Genomic DNA, 18,375 nt, shown 5'->3' on the forward strand with positions numbered 1-18,375 from the left:
TTACTGATTATTACAGGCTAAATGCCCTAACTGTTCAAAACAGGCGTCTCTTATTATATATTATCTCTTATTTTATCATATGGCATATAAGGCTAAGGCTGTATATGGCTAGTAACGTGTCAACAACTGTCTGAGGGGTCAAAAGTAATAAAGGCTTTCCATATGCCACTCATTCCAAATGTTAAAATTTGTTAATGGAAGAAAAAAAGTCATTCCGGCCGTAATATACAAAAAAAATCCGTCCCGAAGAATCGGGACGGAGACTGTTAACCTACAACTGTTACACTGTATTGAAAAAAAGCTTAATTAACGGAGATACCATCCACTTTCTTCTTCCCCAACACCGGCTCTTCTTCAGTAACCTCCGGCTCCGGGAAAAAATCATATGGTTTTGGCGACATGTACTTCGGATCGTGCATTTTCCTCACCTCGTCCCGTTTCATGAACACCGCTTTGATGATCAGCACCAGGAAAGGCACGTACTTCAGCCACCGTGGCATGTTAAACCTATCCAGCACGTCAATGGAACGCTTGTTCATCGCGTACATCACCGGCACTAACACCAGGGTCAGGAAGGTCGCAAAAATCAACCCGTACACCATTGTCCAGGCCAGCGGACCCCAGAACGCCACGTTATCCCCACCAAAGAATATATGCGGTTTAAACTCACTGAACAACGCGGCAAAGTCGATGTTAAAGCCCACTGCCAGCGGGATAAGACCCAAAATAGCCGCAATTGCCGTTAATATTACCGGCGTCATACGGGTACGGCCCGCTTCCACCACCGCTTCATATACCGGCATCTTCTGCTGGATCAACAGATCGGTGAACTCTACCAGTACAATACCATTACGAACCACAATACCCGCCAGGGCCATAATACCCACACCCGTCATTACGATAGAAATATCCATTTTAAAGATGGAGAAGCCCAGGAACACACCTATGATACTAAACAGGATCTCCATAAAGATGATCATCGGACGGCCAATGGAGTTAAACTGGGTCACCATAATCATCAGGATCAGCCCAAATGCACCCAGCATCGCCATCATCAGGAAGTTCATGGTTTCCTGCTGGTCTTCCTGCTCACCGGTCATCTTAATAGTCACAGAATTCGGGTGGGTAAAGTCCTTCAGGGATGCTTCAATATGCTGCACCACTTCATTCGCATTCGCACCGGTTAAGATGTTGGAATACAGGGTAATTACGCGTTTCTGGTCGATACGCTTAATACCCGCATAAGTATTGGAATAATGAATATCCGCTACCGCCGACAAAGGCACCTGGCGGATAGCCCCGTTCATATTCATGTCGCGGTATACCAGGTTAAGGTTCATCAGGTTATTGATATTATTCCGCTGATCCTCATTTAATCTTACCATAATCTTATACTCATCCTTCGCATCACGGATCTTGGATGCTTCAAATCCAAACAGCGCTGTACGGAGGGCGCCACCAATCTGACGGGTGGAAATACCTTCTGCATTCGCCCGCTCGCGGTCAATATTCACCACGATTTCCGGCTTATTATCTTCAAAATCACTCTTCAGTTCCTCCACACCCGCAATCTGCAGGGAATCGAGATAACGTTTAAGTCTGAACGAAGAACTGGTAAGCTCATCAAAGTTATCGCCGCTGATTTCAATATTGATAGGCTTCCCGGTTGGCGGGCCACCCTGCTCCTGCTCTACCGTGATATTGGTTCCCGGAATACCTTTTACCGCGTTGCGGATTTTATCAAGATATTGTACGGTCGACTGCCCATCCCTCGCACCAAATTCTACAAAGGCTACCGTTACTTTACCCTTCTGCGGCTGCACGCTGAGATCCATCTGGGAAGGATCGCCGGCTCCTTTGGCCACATTGGATATAATAGATTCCACTATCGGGTTCTTTTCGCCCACTACCTTAGTGATACGCTTTTCTACCAGGTTGGTGATAGAATCGGTATACTTCTGATCGGTACCATTGGGTAATTCTATATAAGTATAGATGAAGTTGGGATCTGCCTGCGGGAAGAACACCACTTTCGGATTTCGTATACTGGTTAAAACAATACTGAAGATCAGCAAGCCAAACGTAGCCACCACAATCCATACCGGGCGCCATCCCAGCAAACACCACTGTAATATGCGTTTGTAACTGTCCTGCACTTTGGGCCAGAACCCATGCTGGAAGCGGCGTGCTACGCCACCTAACCAGAAACGTTCCAGTACAATCACCAGGTAAAGGAATACTACAAAGTTGCCCACACCTACGCTTCCATTGGCATAACCCACCAGGGCCAGGAAGGCAAACACGGCGGAGAGGATAGTAAATTTCTTATCAAACTTAGGCTTGGGATGATTTTCACCTTCATGTCTGTCCATGAAATCCACCGCGAACACCGGGTTAATGATATAGGCCACCACCAGGGATGCACCCAGTGTAGTGATCAGCGTAACCGGCAGATAGAACATGAACTTACCGATCACACCAGGCCAGAACAGCAACGGCACAAACGGCGCCAACACCGTAAGGGTACCGGAAAATACCGGCAGGAATACTTCCCCCGCAGCTATCTTAGCTGCCTTCACAATGCCCAGGTCCTTTCGCTGGTTATAAATACGGTGTACGTTTTCTATCACCACAATCGCATCATCCACCACAATACCCAAAGCCAGCAGGAAGGAGAACAACACCATCATGTTTAACGTAAACCCATACATCGGCATCAGTAAAAATGCGATAAACATGGAAATAGGTACGGATAATGCCACGAAGATCGCGTTCACCGCTCCCATGAAAAACATGAGGATCACCGTTACCAGCAGGAAGCCGATAATGATGGTATTGATCAGGTCATGCAGGGTTACACGGGTAGATTTCGACTGATCTGCCGTGATCGTTACTTCCAGGTTTTTAGGGAAGTAGTTTTCCTTCATATCTTTTGTAATCGCCTGGATCTTGTCGGATGCATCGATCAGGTTTTTACCACTCTGTTTAATAACGTTGAGGGTGATTACATTCTTACCGCCGAGCCGTGCATAACTTTCCTGTTCCAGGAAACCATCTACCACGTTGGCAATATCTTTCAGGTATACCGTTGCGCCGGACTGGCCACGTACAATGATGTTTCCTATTCTTCCCGGATCTTTATACTCTCCTTTTACACTCAGGGTACGTTTCTGGCCATCCATCGCAACAAGACCTCCGGAGATGGTGATGTTTTCTCCCTGGATGGCGCCGATGATATCTTCGAAGCTGATCCGGGCCGCGTCCATTTTGTATTTGTCCACATTGATCTGGATTTCGCGTTCCAGCTCCCCTACCAGGTCTACACGGGTAATTTCATTCAGCGCTTCAATCCGGTCTTTCATGTCATCTGCATACTTTTTCAGTGTTTGCAGATCGAAGTCGCCGGAGAGGTTTACGTTCATGATAGGAATCTGCGACACATCTATCTTCACAATCTGCGGTTCCTGGGTAAGGTCCTGTGGCAGATCTTTCTTCGCGTCGTCTACTTTTTCACGCACCTGCTGACGCGCAGCTTCAATATCTTCATTGGCATTGAACTCAATGGTGATCGCAGAGAAATCCTGCATGGAAGTACTCTTGATCTTCTTTACACCGGAGATGCCGTTTAATTGTTTTTCTATCGGTTTAGTTACCGTTGTTTCCATATCTTCCGGGGAAGTACCGGCGTTGATGGTATTGATATAGAACTGCGGGAACACTACTTCCGGGAACTGTTCCTTTGGCAGGTTAATATAGGAAAGTATACCTGCCAATGCAATGATAATGGTGGCTACGTATACGCTCACTTTATTATCAATAGACCAGCTGGTAGGCTTAAATTCTTTATGGAGATTGTCTTGCATACACTTGGTTTTAGCTGTTTGAATCAGCTTTATAATTTAATCAGGTCGTTATCGTTCAACCCCTGAAAACCGGTAGTGATAATTTTATCACCTGTTGTCAAACCACTCTTTATTTCAGCCTTATCGTTGTATGTGCGGCCCATATCTATTGTTTTGCGTTTTGCCACCATTTTACCGTTGACATTCTGTGCTACCATTACATAGGGTTTTCCGGAGGTGTACTGGATCACGCTTACCGGGATCACTACAGCATTTTTAGCGGTGTAGTCCACGATCCTGATGCGGGCAATCATGTTAGGACGCAGACCGGCATCCGGTTTCAGCGGCACTTCAATTTTGATGGTGCGGCTCAGCGGATCAATGGTCCTGGAAGCAAACCCGATAGTACCGCGTATTTCGCGGTTAATATCCGGGAAAGATAAGATCACAGCATCGCCTGTTTTCAGCAAACCGGCGTAGGCTTCTGCTACGTTGGCAGTTACCTTCAGGTTGTTGGCGTTTACCACGCGGAAGGCAGGTGCGCCCGGTGCTGCATTATCGCCTACTTTGGCGATTACCGCATCTACGGTACCGCTGATAGGTGCAATGATGCGGGTTTGCGACTGCTGATCCTGCAGGGTAGCCATCTTCCTTTCCAGGCTTTCCTTCTGGTTTTTGGCGTTGAGATATTGTACTTCAGAACCTATTTTCTGTGACCACAGGTTTTTCTGTTTTTCAAACAGGGTGTTAGCCAGATCCATCTGGGTGCGGAGTTCAGCCATATTGGCTCTCAGCACCTGGTCGTCTACCTGGGCCAGTGTTTGTCCCTGTTTTACTGCCTGTCCTTCTCTTACAAAAATGTTGGTAATTACTCCCGGTACGCGGGCCGAAACGTTTACGTTTTCACGTGCGTCCACACTTCCCTGCACATCTATGTAATGTTCAAATATGGTATCCGTGATAGCAGTTACGGTTACATCTTTCATTTTCTGCGCCGAAGTATCTTTCACACCCACTTCTTTTTCCAGCGCTGCTATTTTTTTGTCGATATCTTCGTTATATTTTACTTTCTCCTGTTTCAGCTTCTCCAGCTGTTCAGCTTTATTTCCGCCACCACCGCAGGCTGCGAGCACCAGGGTAATAAAAGGGATCAGGAAAGAATATTTTTTGATCATATAGTTAGTAGTGAATAGTGATTGAAATAATGAAGCTTATAGTTTGCCGTACGATTTCAGCAAATCTACTTTGGCTACAATAGCGTTAAACAATGCAGTAAAATAATTATTCTGTGCAGTGAGCAGATCATTTTCAGCGGTGGTCATTTCCAGGCTGGAGCCTACGCCCTCCCTGTATTTGATCTGGGTCGTGTTATATACGTCCTGTGCCAGTTCCATGTTTTTCTCCTGTGCTTCGAGCGTGAGTACGTTGTTGCGGAAAGTGGAGAACGATTGCTCTCTTTCCAGGTCGATGCCCAGCTTTGCGTTTTCAATGGCCACTTCACTTTTCTTTACTGCCAGCCATGCCTGGTCTACCTGGCGTTTGCGCTGCATCCCGCTGAAAATGGGAACAGAGAGGTTCAGCCCTGTGTTTACATAGCCGTACCACATCTGGTTCTGGAAGTAATCCAACTTTTCGCTACCTCTGAGTGCGCCGGTAGAACCGAACAGCTGCAGGGAGGGTAACCCTTTCAGCTTATATCTTTTCAGATCATATTCATTTGCTTTCTTCTGCGTTTGCAGCAACTGGTATTCAATCCGCTGTGAGTAGTCGAATTTATCCATATCCAGTACATCTGCTGCAATCCTTTCTGTAGAAAGTGTATCCGTTAACGTTATAGCCTGTTTCAGTGGCATGCCCATCTGGTATTTCAGCGAAGCGGTACCAAGTTCAATCAGGTTACGGAGTTTGGTTTGTTCTGTTTGCAGGTTGGTGTATTGCACCACCAGGCGGTCAACATCCAGTTTTTCCGCGAGGCCGTTCTTATAGATCTCTTTGGTTTCACTGAGGATCTTTTCCAGGGAACTGATGTTTTCGGAGAGGATGGTCTGTGCCTTGTTGGCCGACAGTACATTGTAATAGGCTTTGTACACGGTAGATTTTACATCTATTTCCGCTTTTGTTACGCCCTGTGATACGAGTTCTTCCAGTGTTTTACGTGCCTGTAAAGCCACGAGTACGCTGGGATCGAAGAGTACCTGTGTAAGTCTCACTTCACCAACCATATTATGCGTCAGCTGGAAGGAAACTACGCTAAAGGAATCTTTGGGCCCGCCAAAGTTCGCAGTGCTAAACATCTGTTTCTGAAGAATAGGGTTGTACTGGTAAGAGCCGGTACCAGCGATGCTGGGCAGTGCCAACCCGCTAACCTCCTTGTTCTTGGCCAGCTGGATGAGTTCGTCCAGTTTAGCGGTTTTAACGGTGCTCTGATTAGCCAGTGCGTAGTCTACCGCTTCTTTGGCAGACAAACGGATGGGTTCAGGCGAAACCTGCTGCTGGGCGCCGGCAATGGTGGCCAGCGACAACAGCCACACCCCAAAAGCCATACTGGTGAGCCTTTTGATTGATAGCATAGTGTTATTTATTTTGCGATAGTTGTTTATATTCTTCAATAAGCCGGTATCCTTTTACGGAAGCCACCCCATATAAAAAATTCTCCAGCAACACTTTCTGCACTTTGTTCATATCATTGGCGCCAGGGAACACTTCGGGTTGAAAACAGATCATACACGCGTATATCCTGTATTGGGTCAGTATTTTAATGTCGATGTCGGGCCGGTATACTTTTTCACTGATGCCTCTTTCCATATTTTCACGGATCGTGGTGGCCAGGGTATTGTTCCGGTAGTCGAGGAACAGCTGGTAGGCTTTGGAGTGAAATTTCTGCAGGTCCAGGATAATGACAGGGTTCATATTGCGCAGGCGACGGTCCAGCATGTCCATCACCAGGAATAACTCATCAATGGCATCTTTCGATTTTTTCCGGTCTTCAATACAGTCTTCGGTAACAATATTTATGAACCGGCCGATGGTTTGGCAAACCATATCGTCCTTGTCGGTGAAGTGGGCGTAAAGCGTTTTCTTAGAGATCCCCATTCTCTCAGCGATGTCATCCATCGTAATGGAGCGGGTACCAAACTGACGAAAAAGGCCAAAAGCCGTGTCCATAATACGTTCCTGTACTTCCATATTTTACAGCATTAACCCTGTTGTTATGCAGGACAAAACTATGGAAACTTTCCAAACTTCCAAAGTTTCCAGTACTATTTTTTTAAATGTGGCAACATTCAATTAACCGCCCTTACTTCCTGCTTTAAGCTTTATTGTCTAATTTGCAGCCCTAATCACGAACCATGTCGCCAAAGCTTAGATTAAAAGTATTTGCATCAAGATTGCTGCGTTACTTCTTTCAGGGACTGCTCATTCTGGCGCCCATTGGTATTACCGCGCTTACCCTCTACTGGGCCTTTATGACTATTGATAATATTATTCCGAAAGAGCTGATTCCGGAAGGCGCCTCCTTCGGTTTTCTGAAGTACAAAGGAGTAGGATTTGCACTGGTACTGCTGCTGGTTATCGCGGTGGGGTATCTCAGCTCCTCCTTTATTATCGGTCGGATCTTTGACCTGTTCGACCACCTGCTGGAGCGTACACCTTTTATCAAATACATCTATACATCTATCAAAGATGTTTTTGATGCGTTTGTAGGGGAGAAGAAAAAATTTGATCATCCGGTGCTGGTGCAGATATACGGAGTGGATGTTTGGGAGATGGGGTTCATTACGCAGACCGATGTCAGCAACCTGGGTCTCGAGGGATATATGGCGGTATATGTGCCGCATGCCTATGCCATTACCGGTAAGGTGTTTATGGTGCCGAAAGAGCGGGTTAAACCACTCACCAACGTTTCTGCCGGCGAAGCGATGAAGTTTGCCGTAAGCGGTGGCGTTACGCATATCTGATCCGGGGATGCGTCGTAGATGAAGCGTAGATACCTCGTAGTTGAAGCGTGCTTAAATAATCCCTTTGTATAACAATGCTGATATTTTATTATCCCTGGAGATAAAATATCAGCATACTTTTTTTCGCTATATTCGTCTTCCCAAAAATATAGTGACATGTTAACCCACACCTGGCTACGGATTCCCGTATTATTTACTGTAATCATATTTTCCTGTACAGATGTTTGTGCATGGGGATTTTTTGCGCACCAGCGGATCAACCGGCTGGCCGTATTTTGCCTGCCGCCGGAAATGATGATCCTCTACAAGCCGCAACTGGAGTACATCACGGCGCATGCCACAGATCCGGACAAGCGCCGCTACGCGGTAGCTGCAGAAGGCGCCCGGCATTACATAGATATCGACCTGTTCGACAAGCCGCCCTACGCCCGGATTCCCCGCAACTGGGCCGATGCAGTGGCTAAATACTCTGCCGACTCCCTGAACCGCAACGGTATCCTGCCCTGGCATCTTGAAAAGATGCTGGCCATGCTCACCGCCGCATTCCGGGAAAAGGACCAGCAACGCATCCTCCGGCTCTCGGCTGAACTGGGGCATTACATAGCCGATGCGCATGTTCCCCTTCATGTTTGTTCCAATCATAACGGCCAGTTTACCGGCCAGCAGGGCATTCATGGCCTGTGGGAATCCCGCATCCCGGAATTACTGGCAGATAAAACGTTCGATTACTGGGCCGGAAAAGCCGTGTATATATCCGAACCACGTAAATATATCTGGGACATTATCAGGGTGAGCGGAATGGCCGCAGATACAGTACTGGCCTATGAAAAGCGGCTTAGTGAACAGTTTCCGCCAGGCAGGCGTTACGGATATGAAAACCGGAATGACGTATTAATCCGTACTTACGCAGAAGACTATACGAAAACATACGCACTTTCGATGGGCGACATGGTTGAACGGAGGATGAAAAATGCGATAGCAGCGGTGGCAGCAGCCTGGTATACCGCCTGGGTAAATGCAGGACAGCCCTCTTTGCAGGAACTCTCCCACACCACCCTTACCCCGGACGAGTTACAGGAGATGGAACAGTTGCAGCGTCAGTGGCTGGAGGGTAAGCTGCCGGTGAGGGAGGAGTGAGCCGGTTAAAATATTTATGCTAATCCTTAATAATTAGAAAAGAAATTTTATCTTTGCCCATACCATCTTTTAGCCTGTCCTACACCACGCGCCTTACTGGTTTTAAAACACCCGTGCCGTTTTTTTTCCGTTTCCTTAGAAAAACCAAAACAAAGTGGAAAGATCAAAAAATGAATTTAATCTGAATCGCAACATGAAGGTGCATAATTTTAACGCAGGTCCTTCTGTATTACCCAACGAGGTATTGTACAAGGCCAGTAAAGCTCTGATTGACTTTGAAGGGTCAGGGATGTCTATACTGGAAATTGGCCACAGAACGCAACCGTTTGTAGCGGTGATGGACGAGGCGCGCAACCTGGTGAGGGAACTGATGCAGCTTGATGACGACTTTGAAGTACTCTTTTTACATGGCGGAGCCACCACGCAGTTTATGCAGGTGCCAATGAACCTGCTGGAAAGCAGCGAATCTGCCGCATATGTGGATACCGGAGTATGGTCCAACAAGGCCATCAAAGAAGCAAAATTGTTTGGCTTCGCCGACGTTGTGGCGAGCTCCAAAGAAAGCAACTACAATCACATTCCCAAACAGTTCACCATCCCCCCAAAGGCAAGTTATCTGCACATTACCACCAACAATACCATTTATGGTACACAGTGGCAAATGACACCTGTTACCGACGTACCCCTGGTAGCAGATATGAGCAGTGACATCATGAGCCGCAGCATGGACTTTAACAAGTACTCGCTGATCTATGCCGGTGTACAGAAAAACATGGGCGCCGCAGGCGCTACGATGGTAGCTGTACGCAAAAGCATACTGGGCAAGGTAACGCGCAAAATACCAACTATACTGGACTACAGGAACCACATAGAAAATGGTTCTATGCTGAACACCCCTCCCGTATTCGCTGTGTACATTTCCATGCTTACCCTCCGCTGGCTCAAAGAACAAGGCGGTATCCCGGCCATTGAAAAAATCAATGATAAAAAAGCAGCGCTCCTCTACGATGAAATCGATCACAACCCGCTGTTCCGCGGTACTGTAGTGAAAGAAGACCGTAGTAAAATGAATGCCTGCTTTATCATGGATAAACCGGAAATGGAAGAAGAATTCCTGAAATTCTGCAAGAAAGAAGATATTGTTGGTATCAAAGGACACCGTCTCTCCGGCGGATTCCGCGTATCTATGTATAACGCATTGCCATATGAAAGCGTTGAAGTAATGGTAGAAGCCATGAAATACTTCTCCCTGAAAAAGGCATAAGAAAATATCCTTATAGTATTACGGAGTTGCAGATAGATCCCCTAACTGCAACTCCGTAATTCGTTAGCGGTAATCCGTAATTTTTTTATTATTACATTTACCTCTCACACATATCTACATCATGGCTATTATCAGACCCTTTAACGGATTAAGGCCTACAGAAGATCTGGCGGCAAAAGTAGCTGCAAGGCCGTACGACGTACTCAGCTCGGAAGAAGCCAAAGCAGCGGCATCCGGTAACCCCTACTCATATTATCATGTTTCAAAATCTGAAATAGATCTGCCCGAAGGAACAGACGCCCACAGTCAGGCCGTATATGATAAAGCAGCGGAAAACCTGCACCGCATGGTACAGGAAGGAACCCTTTTCCTGGAATCACAAGCGGCCTATTATATCTACAAACTGGTGATGAACGGCCGCGCTCAAACAGGGCTGGTATGCGTTTCTGCCATATCAGACTATAACAACGGCATCATCAAAAAACACGAATTTACCCGACCGGATAAAGAACTGGACCGCATTAACCATATTAAAACCACCAAAGCGCAAACCGGCAACGTATTCCTCGCCTACAATGATGTACCGGAAGTAAACGCCCTGGTAGACCACTGGCAGGAACACAACAAACCAGTGTATGATTTCGCCGCCGAAGATGGCATCCGCCACACCATATGGGTGATCAATACCCCCGCCGCCATCCAGGACATCACTACCCTGTTCGCCGAAAAAGTGCCCTGCACCTATATCGCCGACGGCCATCACCGCGCCGCCTCCGCCAGCCTCGTACAGGCCGCATTTGAAAAAGAAGGGAAGATCACCTCAGTGGATAACCCCGTTAACTATTTCCTCACCACCATTTTCCCGGCCAGCCAGCTGGCCATCCTGGATTATAACCGCGTGGTGAAAGACCTTAACGGCCTGAGTAAGGAAGCACTCCTCTCCCGCCTGGACTACGATTTCACCGTGGAAGAAATCGGGCACCTGCCGCAACAACCCTCCATGCTGCATGAATTCAGCATGTACCTCGACGGCAGGTGGTACCGCCTCGTGGCAAAAGAAGGAACCTACACCACCGATCCCATCGGCATCCTGGATGTAACCATCCTTTCCAATAATATACTGGACAAACTGCTGGGCATCAAAGACCAGCGCACCGATAAACGCATCGACTTTGTAGGCGGTATCCGCGGACTTGGCGAACTGGTGAAACGCGTAGACAGCGGCGAAATGAAAGTAGCATTCGCCCTTTTCCCGGTAACCATTCAGCAATTGTTTGATATTGCCGACAGCGGAAATGTAATGCCACCGAAGAGTACCTGGTTTGAGCCTAAGCTACGCGATGGACTGATTACGCATATTATTTAAATATACCATACGCTTCCCCGGTGATTCGTCCGCCGGAGAAGCTTTTTCTTTCCTTTCTTCCTTTATACCCAACCCATGAAAACAACTGACAACACCCACTCTATCTTTGATGATGATCCCTTACTCGCAGAAAAGAAACAATTTTATCCCACACTCGGGCACGCATGGCTGATACCCGTTTATAGCATGGTAGTGTTCATCGCTTTTTATATTGCTGCCACCCGGGCCTACCCAGGCATTATAAACGACAAAGTATTAAGCAGCCTGATAACAATACCCATCTATTGCAGCCTGCTACTGGTTATGCTGATTTACAGCTACAACAGGAAAAAGAAAGTGGAACCTGATTATAAGCTCCTCTTCAGCATGCCTTCTGCTGCCGTATTGCTGACAGGCCCCTTCCTGATGTTTTCCCTCTATATATTTGCATTTGGCGTCCAGGAATGGATTCATCTGAGCACATTGCAGGAATGGGACTCCGTTTTTTTACTGATCCGGGAAAAACCGCTATTCTATTGCTTTATTTATTTCCTCATTGATCCGTTTATTCAGGAAAGCCTGATGAGAGGAGTTATCCTGGATAGTTTCCTTAAAAACTATTCCCCTGTGAAGGCCCTCTTAAATGTGGCCGCTATCAGCTTTGCCTTCAGCCTGTCTCCCTACACTTTTCTATATACCACCTCCTTTTCCCTGATGCTGTCGTGGATATATATGAAAACAGGCAACCTCGGTAATACCTTTTATATGCAGGTGTTATGCGGTCTCATACCCGCCCTGCTGGTATTTACCCTGCAGGATCAATTTAATACATATGTACAACAGGCACTACGTTCGCCTGTTTGGGTGGGCGCGGGCGGTATTACTGCCATCCTCTGCGTTATTGTACTGCAAACAAGTTTTCCGTCAACAAATAAAGTAATAAAATAATATAATAACCATATCCTTTCTATCTCCCTTCTCATAGATTGATCTGTGGGACATTACCCCATTTTCCTTACTTTTACAGCAAACGACAGACAGGGATGAACATACGGTCTTCTTTATTGAAAGCACTTTTTGTTGCGGGAGTTTTATTTTCACAGGTTGCAGTTGCACAGGATGCCAAAGAGCTGTATAATACAGCCACAGGCTTTATTCGCGGAGGAGATTATTCCAATGCCATACTGGTACTTAACCAGGCATTACAGCTGGAACCGGATAATTTTGAATTAAAGAAACAGCTTGGTTTTACTTATTACCTGAAAGGAGACCTTGTAAAAGCCAAAAGCATCATTGAGCCGCTACTTGGCAGCAAAGAAGCAGACGTACAGGTATATCAGATTGCAGGAAATATTTATGTGGGAAGGGAAGAGTGGAAAACGGCACAACGTATGTTTGAACGAGCCATCAAAAAGTTTCCCAATAGCGGCGAGTTGTACAACGATAACGGCACACTATTGCTGAACTTCAAAATGTATGACGGCGCCCTCCGGAGCTGGATCAAAGGCATTGAGCAGGATCCCGGGTTTCCCGGCAACTATTACAATGCCACCAAAACATACGACTTCAGCAATAATCCGTTGTGGTGCATACTCTACGGCGAAACCTTCATGAATATGGAAAGTTTCACCACCCGTACGGCTGAAATCAGGAATATTGTATTGGAATCTTATAAGAAATTATTCAACGACCCTTCGCTGTTTGAAAGCGCCATACCAGAGGATAAGAAGGGCAAAAAAGGCAGCAACGCATTTGTAGAAGCATACAAAGCCTGTATGGGCAAACAAATCAGTGTAGTAACAGGAGGAATAGATCCTGATGTATTGATAATGGTGCGTACCCGCTTTTTACTGGACTGGTATAACTTTTACGGTATGAAATATCCGTACGCCCTTTTCGACTATCAGCGCAGCCTGCTACGGGAAGGAATGTTTGAATCGTATAACCAATGGCTGTTTGGCCCGTCTGCCAACCAGGCCAGCTACAAAGCCTGGGTAGGATTACATAAAACCGACTATGATGCTTTCCTGAAATTTCAGCGCAGCAATCCATTAAAGCCGAAGCCCGATGAATATTACAACGATGGAAGGTTTACGCTGATCAATTCCGGGTATTAGTATTTAGATATTTTTTGATTTACCGGTTTAGTCGATTAGTTGCTGTAGCAACTGAATGACTAAATCCGTAAATTGTAAATCTCAAAATCTGAATATGCTCGTTAACAAACACCAAAACATTATCGACAATGCTGTAAAGGCGAACCACGAACGAACCTTCTATTCGCAATACCCGGAGCATCCCAAAGCTTACGGTGAAGAAGCCCATGCCAAAGGCGTACAGAGCTATCAGCAATTGCTGGGGAAACCTTTCAAACAATTACTGCAAACCGGCGAAACCGGCTGGAGCGGAGAAGAAGTATCCCCCTACACCCGCGAGGTACTGGGCGTTACCTATCCCGTTTTCCCCATAGGCGACCTGCTGAAAAAGGCCACTGAAGCCGGCAAAAGCTGGGCAAAAGTACCGGTAGCAGAAAGAGCCGGTGTTCTCACCGAAACGCTTGAAAGGATCAGGGACTACTTTTTTGATATTGCCAACGCCACCATGCATACTACCGGCCAGAGCTTTATGATGAGCTTCCAGGCTTCCGGTCCGCATGCAAACGACCGCGCACTCGAAGCAGTAGCTACCGGCTATCACGAACTGCAGCGATACCCACCCACCTTAACCTGGGAAAAACCAATGGGTAAAACCAGTATCAAACTCTACAAAACTTTTAAACCAATACCTAAAGGACCGGGTGTAGTGATTGGCTGCTCTACCTTCCCGGTGTGGAACACGCTTCCCGGCGTTTATGCCGACCTGATCACCGGCAACCCCGTGATTGTGAAACCGCATCCCAAAGCAGTGCTGCCTATTGCCATTGCCGTGAGCGCCATCCAGCAATCACTCCAGGACAACGGCTATGATCCGAACCTTTGCCAACTTGCGGCAGACAGCTCCGATCACCTCATTGCAAAAGAGCTTTGCGGACATCCCGACGTGAAACTGATCGATTATACCGGCAGCAGCGCCTTCGGCAATTATGTGGAATCACTTCCGGGCAAAACAGTGTTTACAGAAAAAGCCGGCGTTAACTCAGTGATCCTCGACAGCGTAACCGACCTCAATGCCGTGATCCAGAACCTTGCCTTTTCTGTTAGCTTATATTCCGGGCAGATGTGTACTGCGCCGCAAAACTTTTTCATCCCCGAACAAGGCATCAAAACCGCCAATGGCCAGGTACCTTTCAATGAAGTGGTGCAGCAATTCAAAGAAGCGGTAGTAGGCCTGGTAAATCATCCGAAGATGGGCGCAGGCACATTGGGCGCCATACAAAACGACAGCACCCTTACCCGCGCACAGGAAGCACGCCACCTCGGGGGAAAAGTAATCCTGGAAGGCGCCCCGGTGGTGAATGAAGAATTCTCCAATGCCAGGGTATACGCTCCCACCATTTTAGAGGTAACCAGCGCCGATACTGCCATCTACGAGAAAGAACTTTTCGGACCGGTGATCCTGATCATCAAAACCAGGGACACCGCACACAGTATACAACTGGCCAGACAAATGGCATCGAAATACGGCGCCATTACCTGCGGGGCTTATACCACAGATCCATCTGCCAAAGAAAAAATAGCAGAAGAAATGAACAGCGTTTTCACGCCGGTATCTTTTAATCTTACCGGATTTATTTGGGTGAACCAGCACGCTGCGTTTTCCGATTTCCATGTTACGGGTGGTAATCCGGCAGGCAATGCCAGTTTTACCAACCAGGAATTTATTGTGAAAAGGTTTGTGTGGGTTGGCAACCGGGAACTGGCGGAATAGAGAAATTTCCTGACAAGCGCCCTTTTAACCGGGCGCTTGTTTTAAAGCATACAAGTATTTATGAAGAAAATCTTATGTATAATATTCGTTGTTACCTGTGGCATCATGGCATGCGAGCAGGCGCCTAAAGCAGATAAGGCCCGGATCACCGATGCACAAACCGTACAAGCCGGCACCGGCAATGCTTATCTTCCTGATACCGCCGTAAGTGTGGTACAATGGGTTGGTACAAAGCCTACCGGGAAACATCATGGCAGCCTGAAACTGGCCGGTGGCTCATTGTACGTAAAAGACAGTCTCATTACCGGAGGCCAGTTCATCATCGATATGAAATCCCTCCAGGATATTGACCTGGCAGGCGATTCCGCCATGAAACGCAAACTGGAAAATGAACTGAAGGGAGAAATGTTTTTTGATGTAAAAAAATATCCTGCCGCTACTTTTGAAATAACCGAAGTAACTGCCTTTCATCCCACTGATGGCGATGAACTCACCCTCAGAAATGCAACGCATATTATCAAAGGAAACCTGACCCTTAAATCCGTTACCAAAAACATCTCCTTCCCTGCCAGGGTTACGTTCAAAGACAACAACATAGGCGCAATAGCCAACTTTAACATCGACCGCACCGAATGGGGCATCAGCTACCGCGCAGATAAATCATTACAGGACAAACTCATCAATTCACAGGTAAATATCTCTTTCGATATAAAGGCCAGCCGTTAGGCCCTCTTTTTTCGTTTTTTTCTGCGTGAAGCCAATAAAATATTTTAAATTTAGTACAATCACTAGTACCTAAAACTGACTTCCATGGAAACAAATCAAGAAAGAGATAACCGACTTTGGCGCATTGCAAAAGCCAGGGCAGGATTTAAGTCCCACCTGATCATCTATCTCGTGATTAACCTGGGACTATGGGCGGTATGGTTTCTAACAGACAGTGATAAAACAAGCGGCACTCCCTGGCCCGTGTGGCCTGCGCTGGGATGGGGCATCGCACTGGCTTTCCAATATTTCAATGCGTACCACAAAGATCCTTTCGGTGATGCGTTAGGGGAATATGAAAAGCTAAAAGAACAGGAACACACGCGTATCTGATATTTGAGCCAAAACAAAATTACAGCAGCATGGACCAACCGCAACGACTATTTGATGTGATTTCTTACCAGTTAGCCAACTTCCCCAAAGAGGATATGTTGGCCGGAAAAGAAAACGGGCAATGGAAAAAGTATAGTACAAAAGAAGTAGCGGACCTTACCCTCAGATTCAGCTCCGGCCTGCTCAAACTGGGCATCAGACCGGGAATTAAACAGAATGAGGAGAAAGATAAAATAGCCATCATTTCACCCAACAGACCGGAATGGATCATCACCGACCTGGCATGTCAGCAGCTGGGCGCCACGCTCACACCCATTTACCCCACCATCAGCGAAACAGAACTCGCCTACGTATTGAATGACGCGGAAGCGCGCATCCTTTTTGTGAGCGACAAAGACCTGCTGGATAAGGTAACTGCCATGAGGGATAAATTCCCCTCCATCCGTGAAATATTCACCTTCAATAAAGTAGAAGGCGCCCGCCACTGGACAGAAATCCCAGCGCTTGCCGACACCGCCGACTTTGAACAGATCGAAGAAATAAAAAAGAATATTTCCCCGGAAGAACTGGTCACCATCATTTATACTTCCGGTACCACCGGCACACCAAAAGGCGTAATGCTCAGTCATCACAATATTATGAGCAACGTACTGGCCTGCCAGCCTTACCTCCCCGTTAACAAAGAGGCAAAAGCCCTTAGCTTTCTGCCGCTGAACCATATCTTTGAAAGAATGGTTACCTACCTGTATCTCCGCGCCGGCGTACCGGTTTATTACGCGGAGAGCATGGAAACCATTGGCGACAACCTGAAAGAGGTGAAGCCTACCATCTTTACCACCGTTCCCCGCCTGCTGGAAAAAGTGTACGAAAAGATCATGACTACCGGCCTTGAGCTCCAAGGCATTAAAAGAGCCCTGTTCTTCTGGGCAGTAGACATCGGCAAACGGTATGAAATCAATAAAGACCAGGGCGCCTGGTATAACCTCCAGCTCAAACTGGCCAATAAGCTGGTATTCAGCAAATGGCGTGCAGCCCTGGGTGGTAACATCCAGTGCATTGTAAATGGCGCCGCCGCCTGCCAGGTACGCTTACTGAAAATATTCACCGCCGGCGGCATTCCCATCCTGGAAGGCTATGGGCTTACAGAAACATCCCCGGTAATCAGCGTAAACCGCTACAACGCGGAAGACCGCATGTTTGGCACCGTAGGACCCGTTATCAACGGCGTAGAAGTAAAACTTGCGGAAGATGGCGAAATCCTCTGTAAAGGCCCCAATGTAACCATTGGTTACTACAAACGCCCCGATCTCACTGCCGATGCCATCAAAGATGGCTGGTTCCATACCGGAGATATCGGCGTGATGATCGATAACAAATTCCTGAAAATAACCGACCGGAAAAAGGAACTCTTTAAAACCTCCGGCGGCAAATTCGTGGCGCCACAACCCATCGAAAACAAGTTTAAAGAGTCGCCTTACATTGAACAGATCATGATCGTAGGTGAAGACCGCAAGTTCACAGCTGCGCTGATTGTTCCCTCCTTCAGTAATCTCCGCAGCTGGGCGCAGAAACGCGGCATTACCGCCACTTCCAATGAAGAATTGGTGAAAAACCCGGATGTACAGGACCTCTACAAACAGGCCGTAGACAAATACAACCAGTTTTTCAGCCACATTGAACAGGTGAAAAAATACATCCTCCTCCCACACGAATGGACAGTAGACGGCGGTGAACTCACCCCTACCCTCAAAGCGAAACGGAAGGTAATCCTGGAGAAATTCAAGAAAGAAATCGACAGTATCTACGCCCCTGCCGGTGGAAAAGTAGATATAGAAAGTCTTTAAATATTAATTTAAAACCCTT

General features: G+C 47.0%; 14 protein-coding genes. 10 read left to right on the forward strand and 4 right to left on the reverse strand.

Annotated elements, in window-relative coordinates:
* Positions 1-302: 302 nt before the first annotated feature.
* The 4 genes from ACMXI2_RS25955 to ACMXI2_RS25970 are packed head-to-tail and all read right to left on the reverse strand — an operon-like array spanning position 303 to position 7,028.
* Positions 303-3,863: an efflux RND transporter permease subunit gene (locus ACMXI2_RS25955; protein ID WP_483778843.1), complete on the reverse strand. Its 3,561-nt coding sequence runs from the start codon at positions 3,861-3,863 to the stop codon at positions 303-305.
* A gap of 29 nt (positions 3,864-3,892) precedes the next feature.
* Positions 3,893-5,017, reverse strand: coding sequence for an efflux RND transporter periplasmic adaptor subunit (locus ACMXI2_RS25960; protein WP_483778844.1), 1,125 nt, complete (start codon positions 5,015-5,017; stop codon positions 3,893-3,895).
* Between the two features lie 36 nt (positions 5,018-5,053).
* Positions 5,054-6,412 (reverse strand): TolC family protein, encoded by a 1,359-nt coding sequence (locus ACMXI2_RS25965; protein WP_483778845.1) that lies wholly within the window; start codon positions 6,410-6,412, stop codon positions 5,054-5,056.
* A 4-nt stretch (positions 6,413-6,416) separates the two neighbouring features.
* The gene (locus ACMXI2_RS25970; RefSeq protein WP_483778846.1) at positions 6,417-7,028 is read right to left on the reverse strand and encodes a TetR/AcrR family transcriptional regulator; all 612 of its coding nucleotides are present in this window, start codon (positions 7,026-7,028) and stop codon (positions 6,417-6,419) included.
* A gap of 164 nt (positions 7,029-7,192) precedes the next feature.
* On the opposite strand from ACMXI2_RS25970, the gene ACMXI2_RS25975 reads away from it, so the two are divergent.
* The 10 genes from ACMXI2_RS25975 (at position 7,193) to ACMXI2_RS26020 (ending at position 18,356) form a co-directional block, all read left to right on the forward strand.
* Positions 7,193-7,801: a DUF502 domain-containing protein gene (locus tag ACMXI2_RS25975; protein ID WP_483778847.1), complete on the forward strand. Its 609-nt coding sequence runs from the start codon at positions 7,193-7,195 to the stop codon at positions 7,799-7,801.
* Positions 7,802-7,957: 156 nt separating this feature from the next.
* Positions 7,958-8,938 carry a zinc dependent phospholipase C family protein gene (locus tag ACMXI2_RS25980; protein ID WP_483778849.1) on the forward strand — a complete coding sequence of 327 codons (981 nt, stop codon included), beginning with the start codon at positions 7,958-7,960 and terminating at the stop codon, positions 8,936-8,938.
* A 154-nt stretch (positions 8,939-9,092) separates the two neighbouring features.
* Complete coding sequence (gene serC, locus ACMXI2_RS25985; protein ID WP_483778850.1) at positions 9,093-10,202, forward strand: 3-phosphoserine/phosphohydroxythreonine transaminase; 1,110 nt, start codon at positions 9,093-9,095, stop codon at positions 10,200-10,202.
* Positions 10,203-10,323: 121 nt separating this feature from the next.
* On the forward strand, positions 10,324-11,568 hold the full coding sequence (locus tag ACMXI2_RS25990; protein WP_483778851.1) for a DUF1015 domain-containing protein: 1,245 nt from the start codon (positions 10,324-10,326) through the stop codon (positions 11,566-11,568).
* Positions 11,569-11,643: 75 nt separating this feature from the next.
* The gene (locus tag ACMXI2_RS25995) at positions 11,644-12,495 is read left to right on the forward strand and encodes a CPBP family intramembrane glutamic endopeptidase (protein WP_483778852.1); all 852 of its coding nucleotides are present in this window, start codon (positions 11,644-11,646) and stop codon (positions 12,493-12,495) included.
* 95 nt (positions 12,496-12,590) lie between these two features.
* On the forward strand, positions 12,591-13,664 hold the full coding sequence (locus tag ACMXI2_RS26000) for a tetratricopeptide repeat protein (RefSeq protein WP_483778853.1): 1,074 nt from the start codon (positions 12,591-12,593) through the stop codon (positions 13,662-13,664).
* A 94-nt stretch (positions 13,665-13,758) separates the two neighbouring features.
* On the forward strand, positions 13,759-15,414 hold the full coding sequence (gene paaN / locus ACMXI2_RS26005; RefSeq protein WP_483778854.1) for a phenylacetic acid degradation protein PaaN: 1,656 nt from the start codon (positions 13,759-13,761) through the stop codon (positions 15,412-15,414).
* Between the two features lie 60 nt (positions 15,415-15,474).
* Positions 15,475-16,140 carry a YceI family protein gene (locus ACMXI2_RS26010; protein ID WP_483778855.1) on the forward strand — a complete coding sequence of 222 codons (666 nt, stop codon included), beginning with the start codon at positions 15,475-15,477 and terminating at the stop codon, positions 16,138-16,140.
* Positions 16,141-16,224: 84 nt separating this feature from the next.
* The gene (locus ACMXI2_RS26015) at positions 16,225-16,512 is read left to right on the forward strand and encodes a 2TM domain-containing protein (RefSeq protein WP_079471094.1); all 288 of its coding nucleotides are present in this window, start codon (positions 16,225-16,227) and stop codon (positions 16,510-16,512) included.
* A 29-nt stretch (positions 16,513-16,541) separates the two neighbouring features.
* Complete coding sequence (locus ACMXI2_RS26020) at positions 16,542-18,356, forward strand: AMP-dependent synthetase/ligase (protein ID WP_483778856.1); 1,815 nt, start codon at positions 16,542-16,544, stop codon at positions 18,354-18,356.
* Positions 18,357-18,375 lie beyond the last annotated feature (19 nt).

It is taken from the genome of Chitinophaga sp. G7 BAM 1005 (assembly GCF_057126945.1).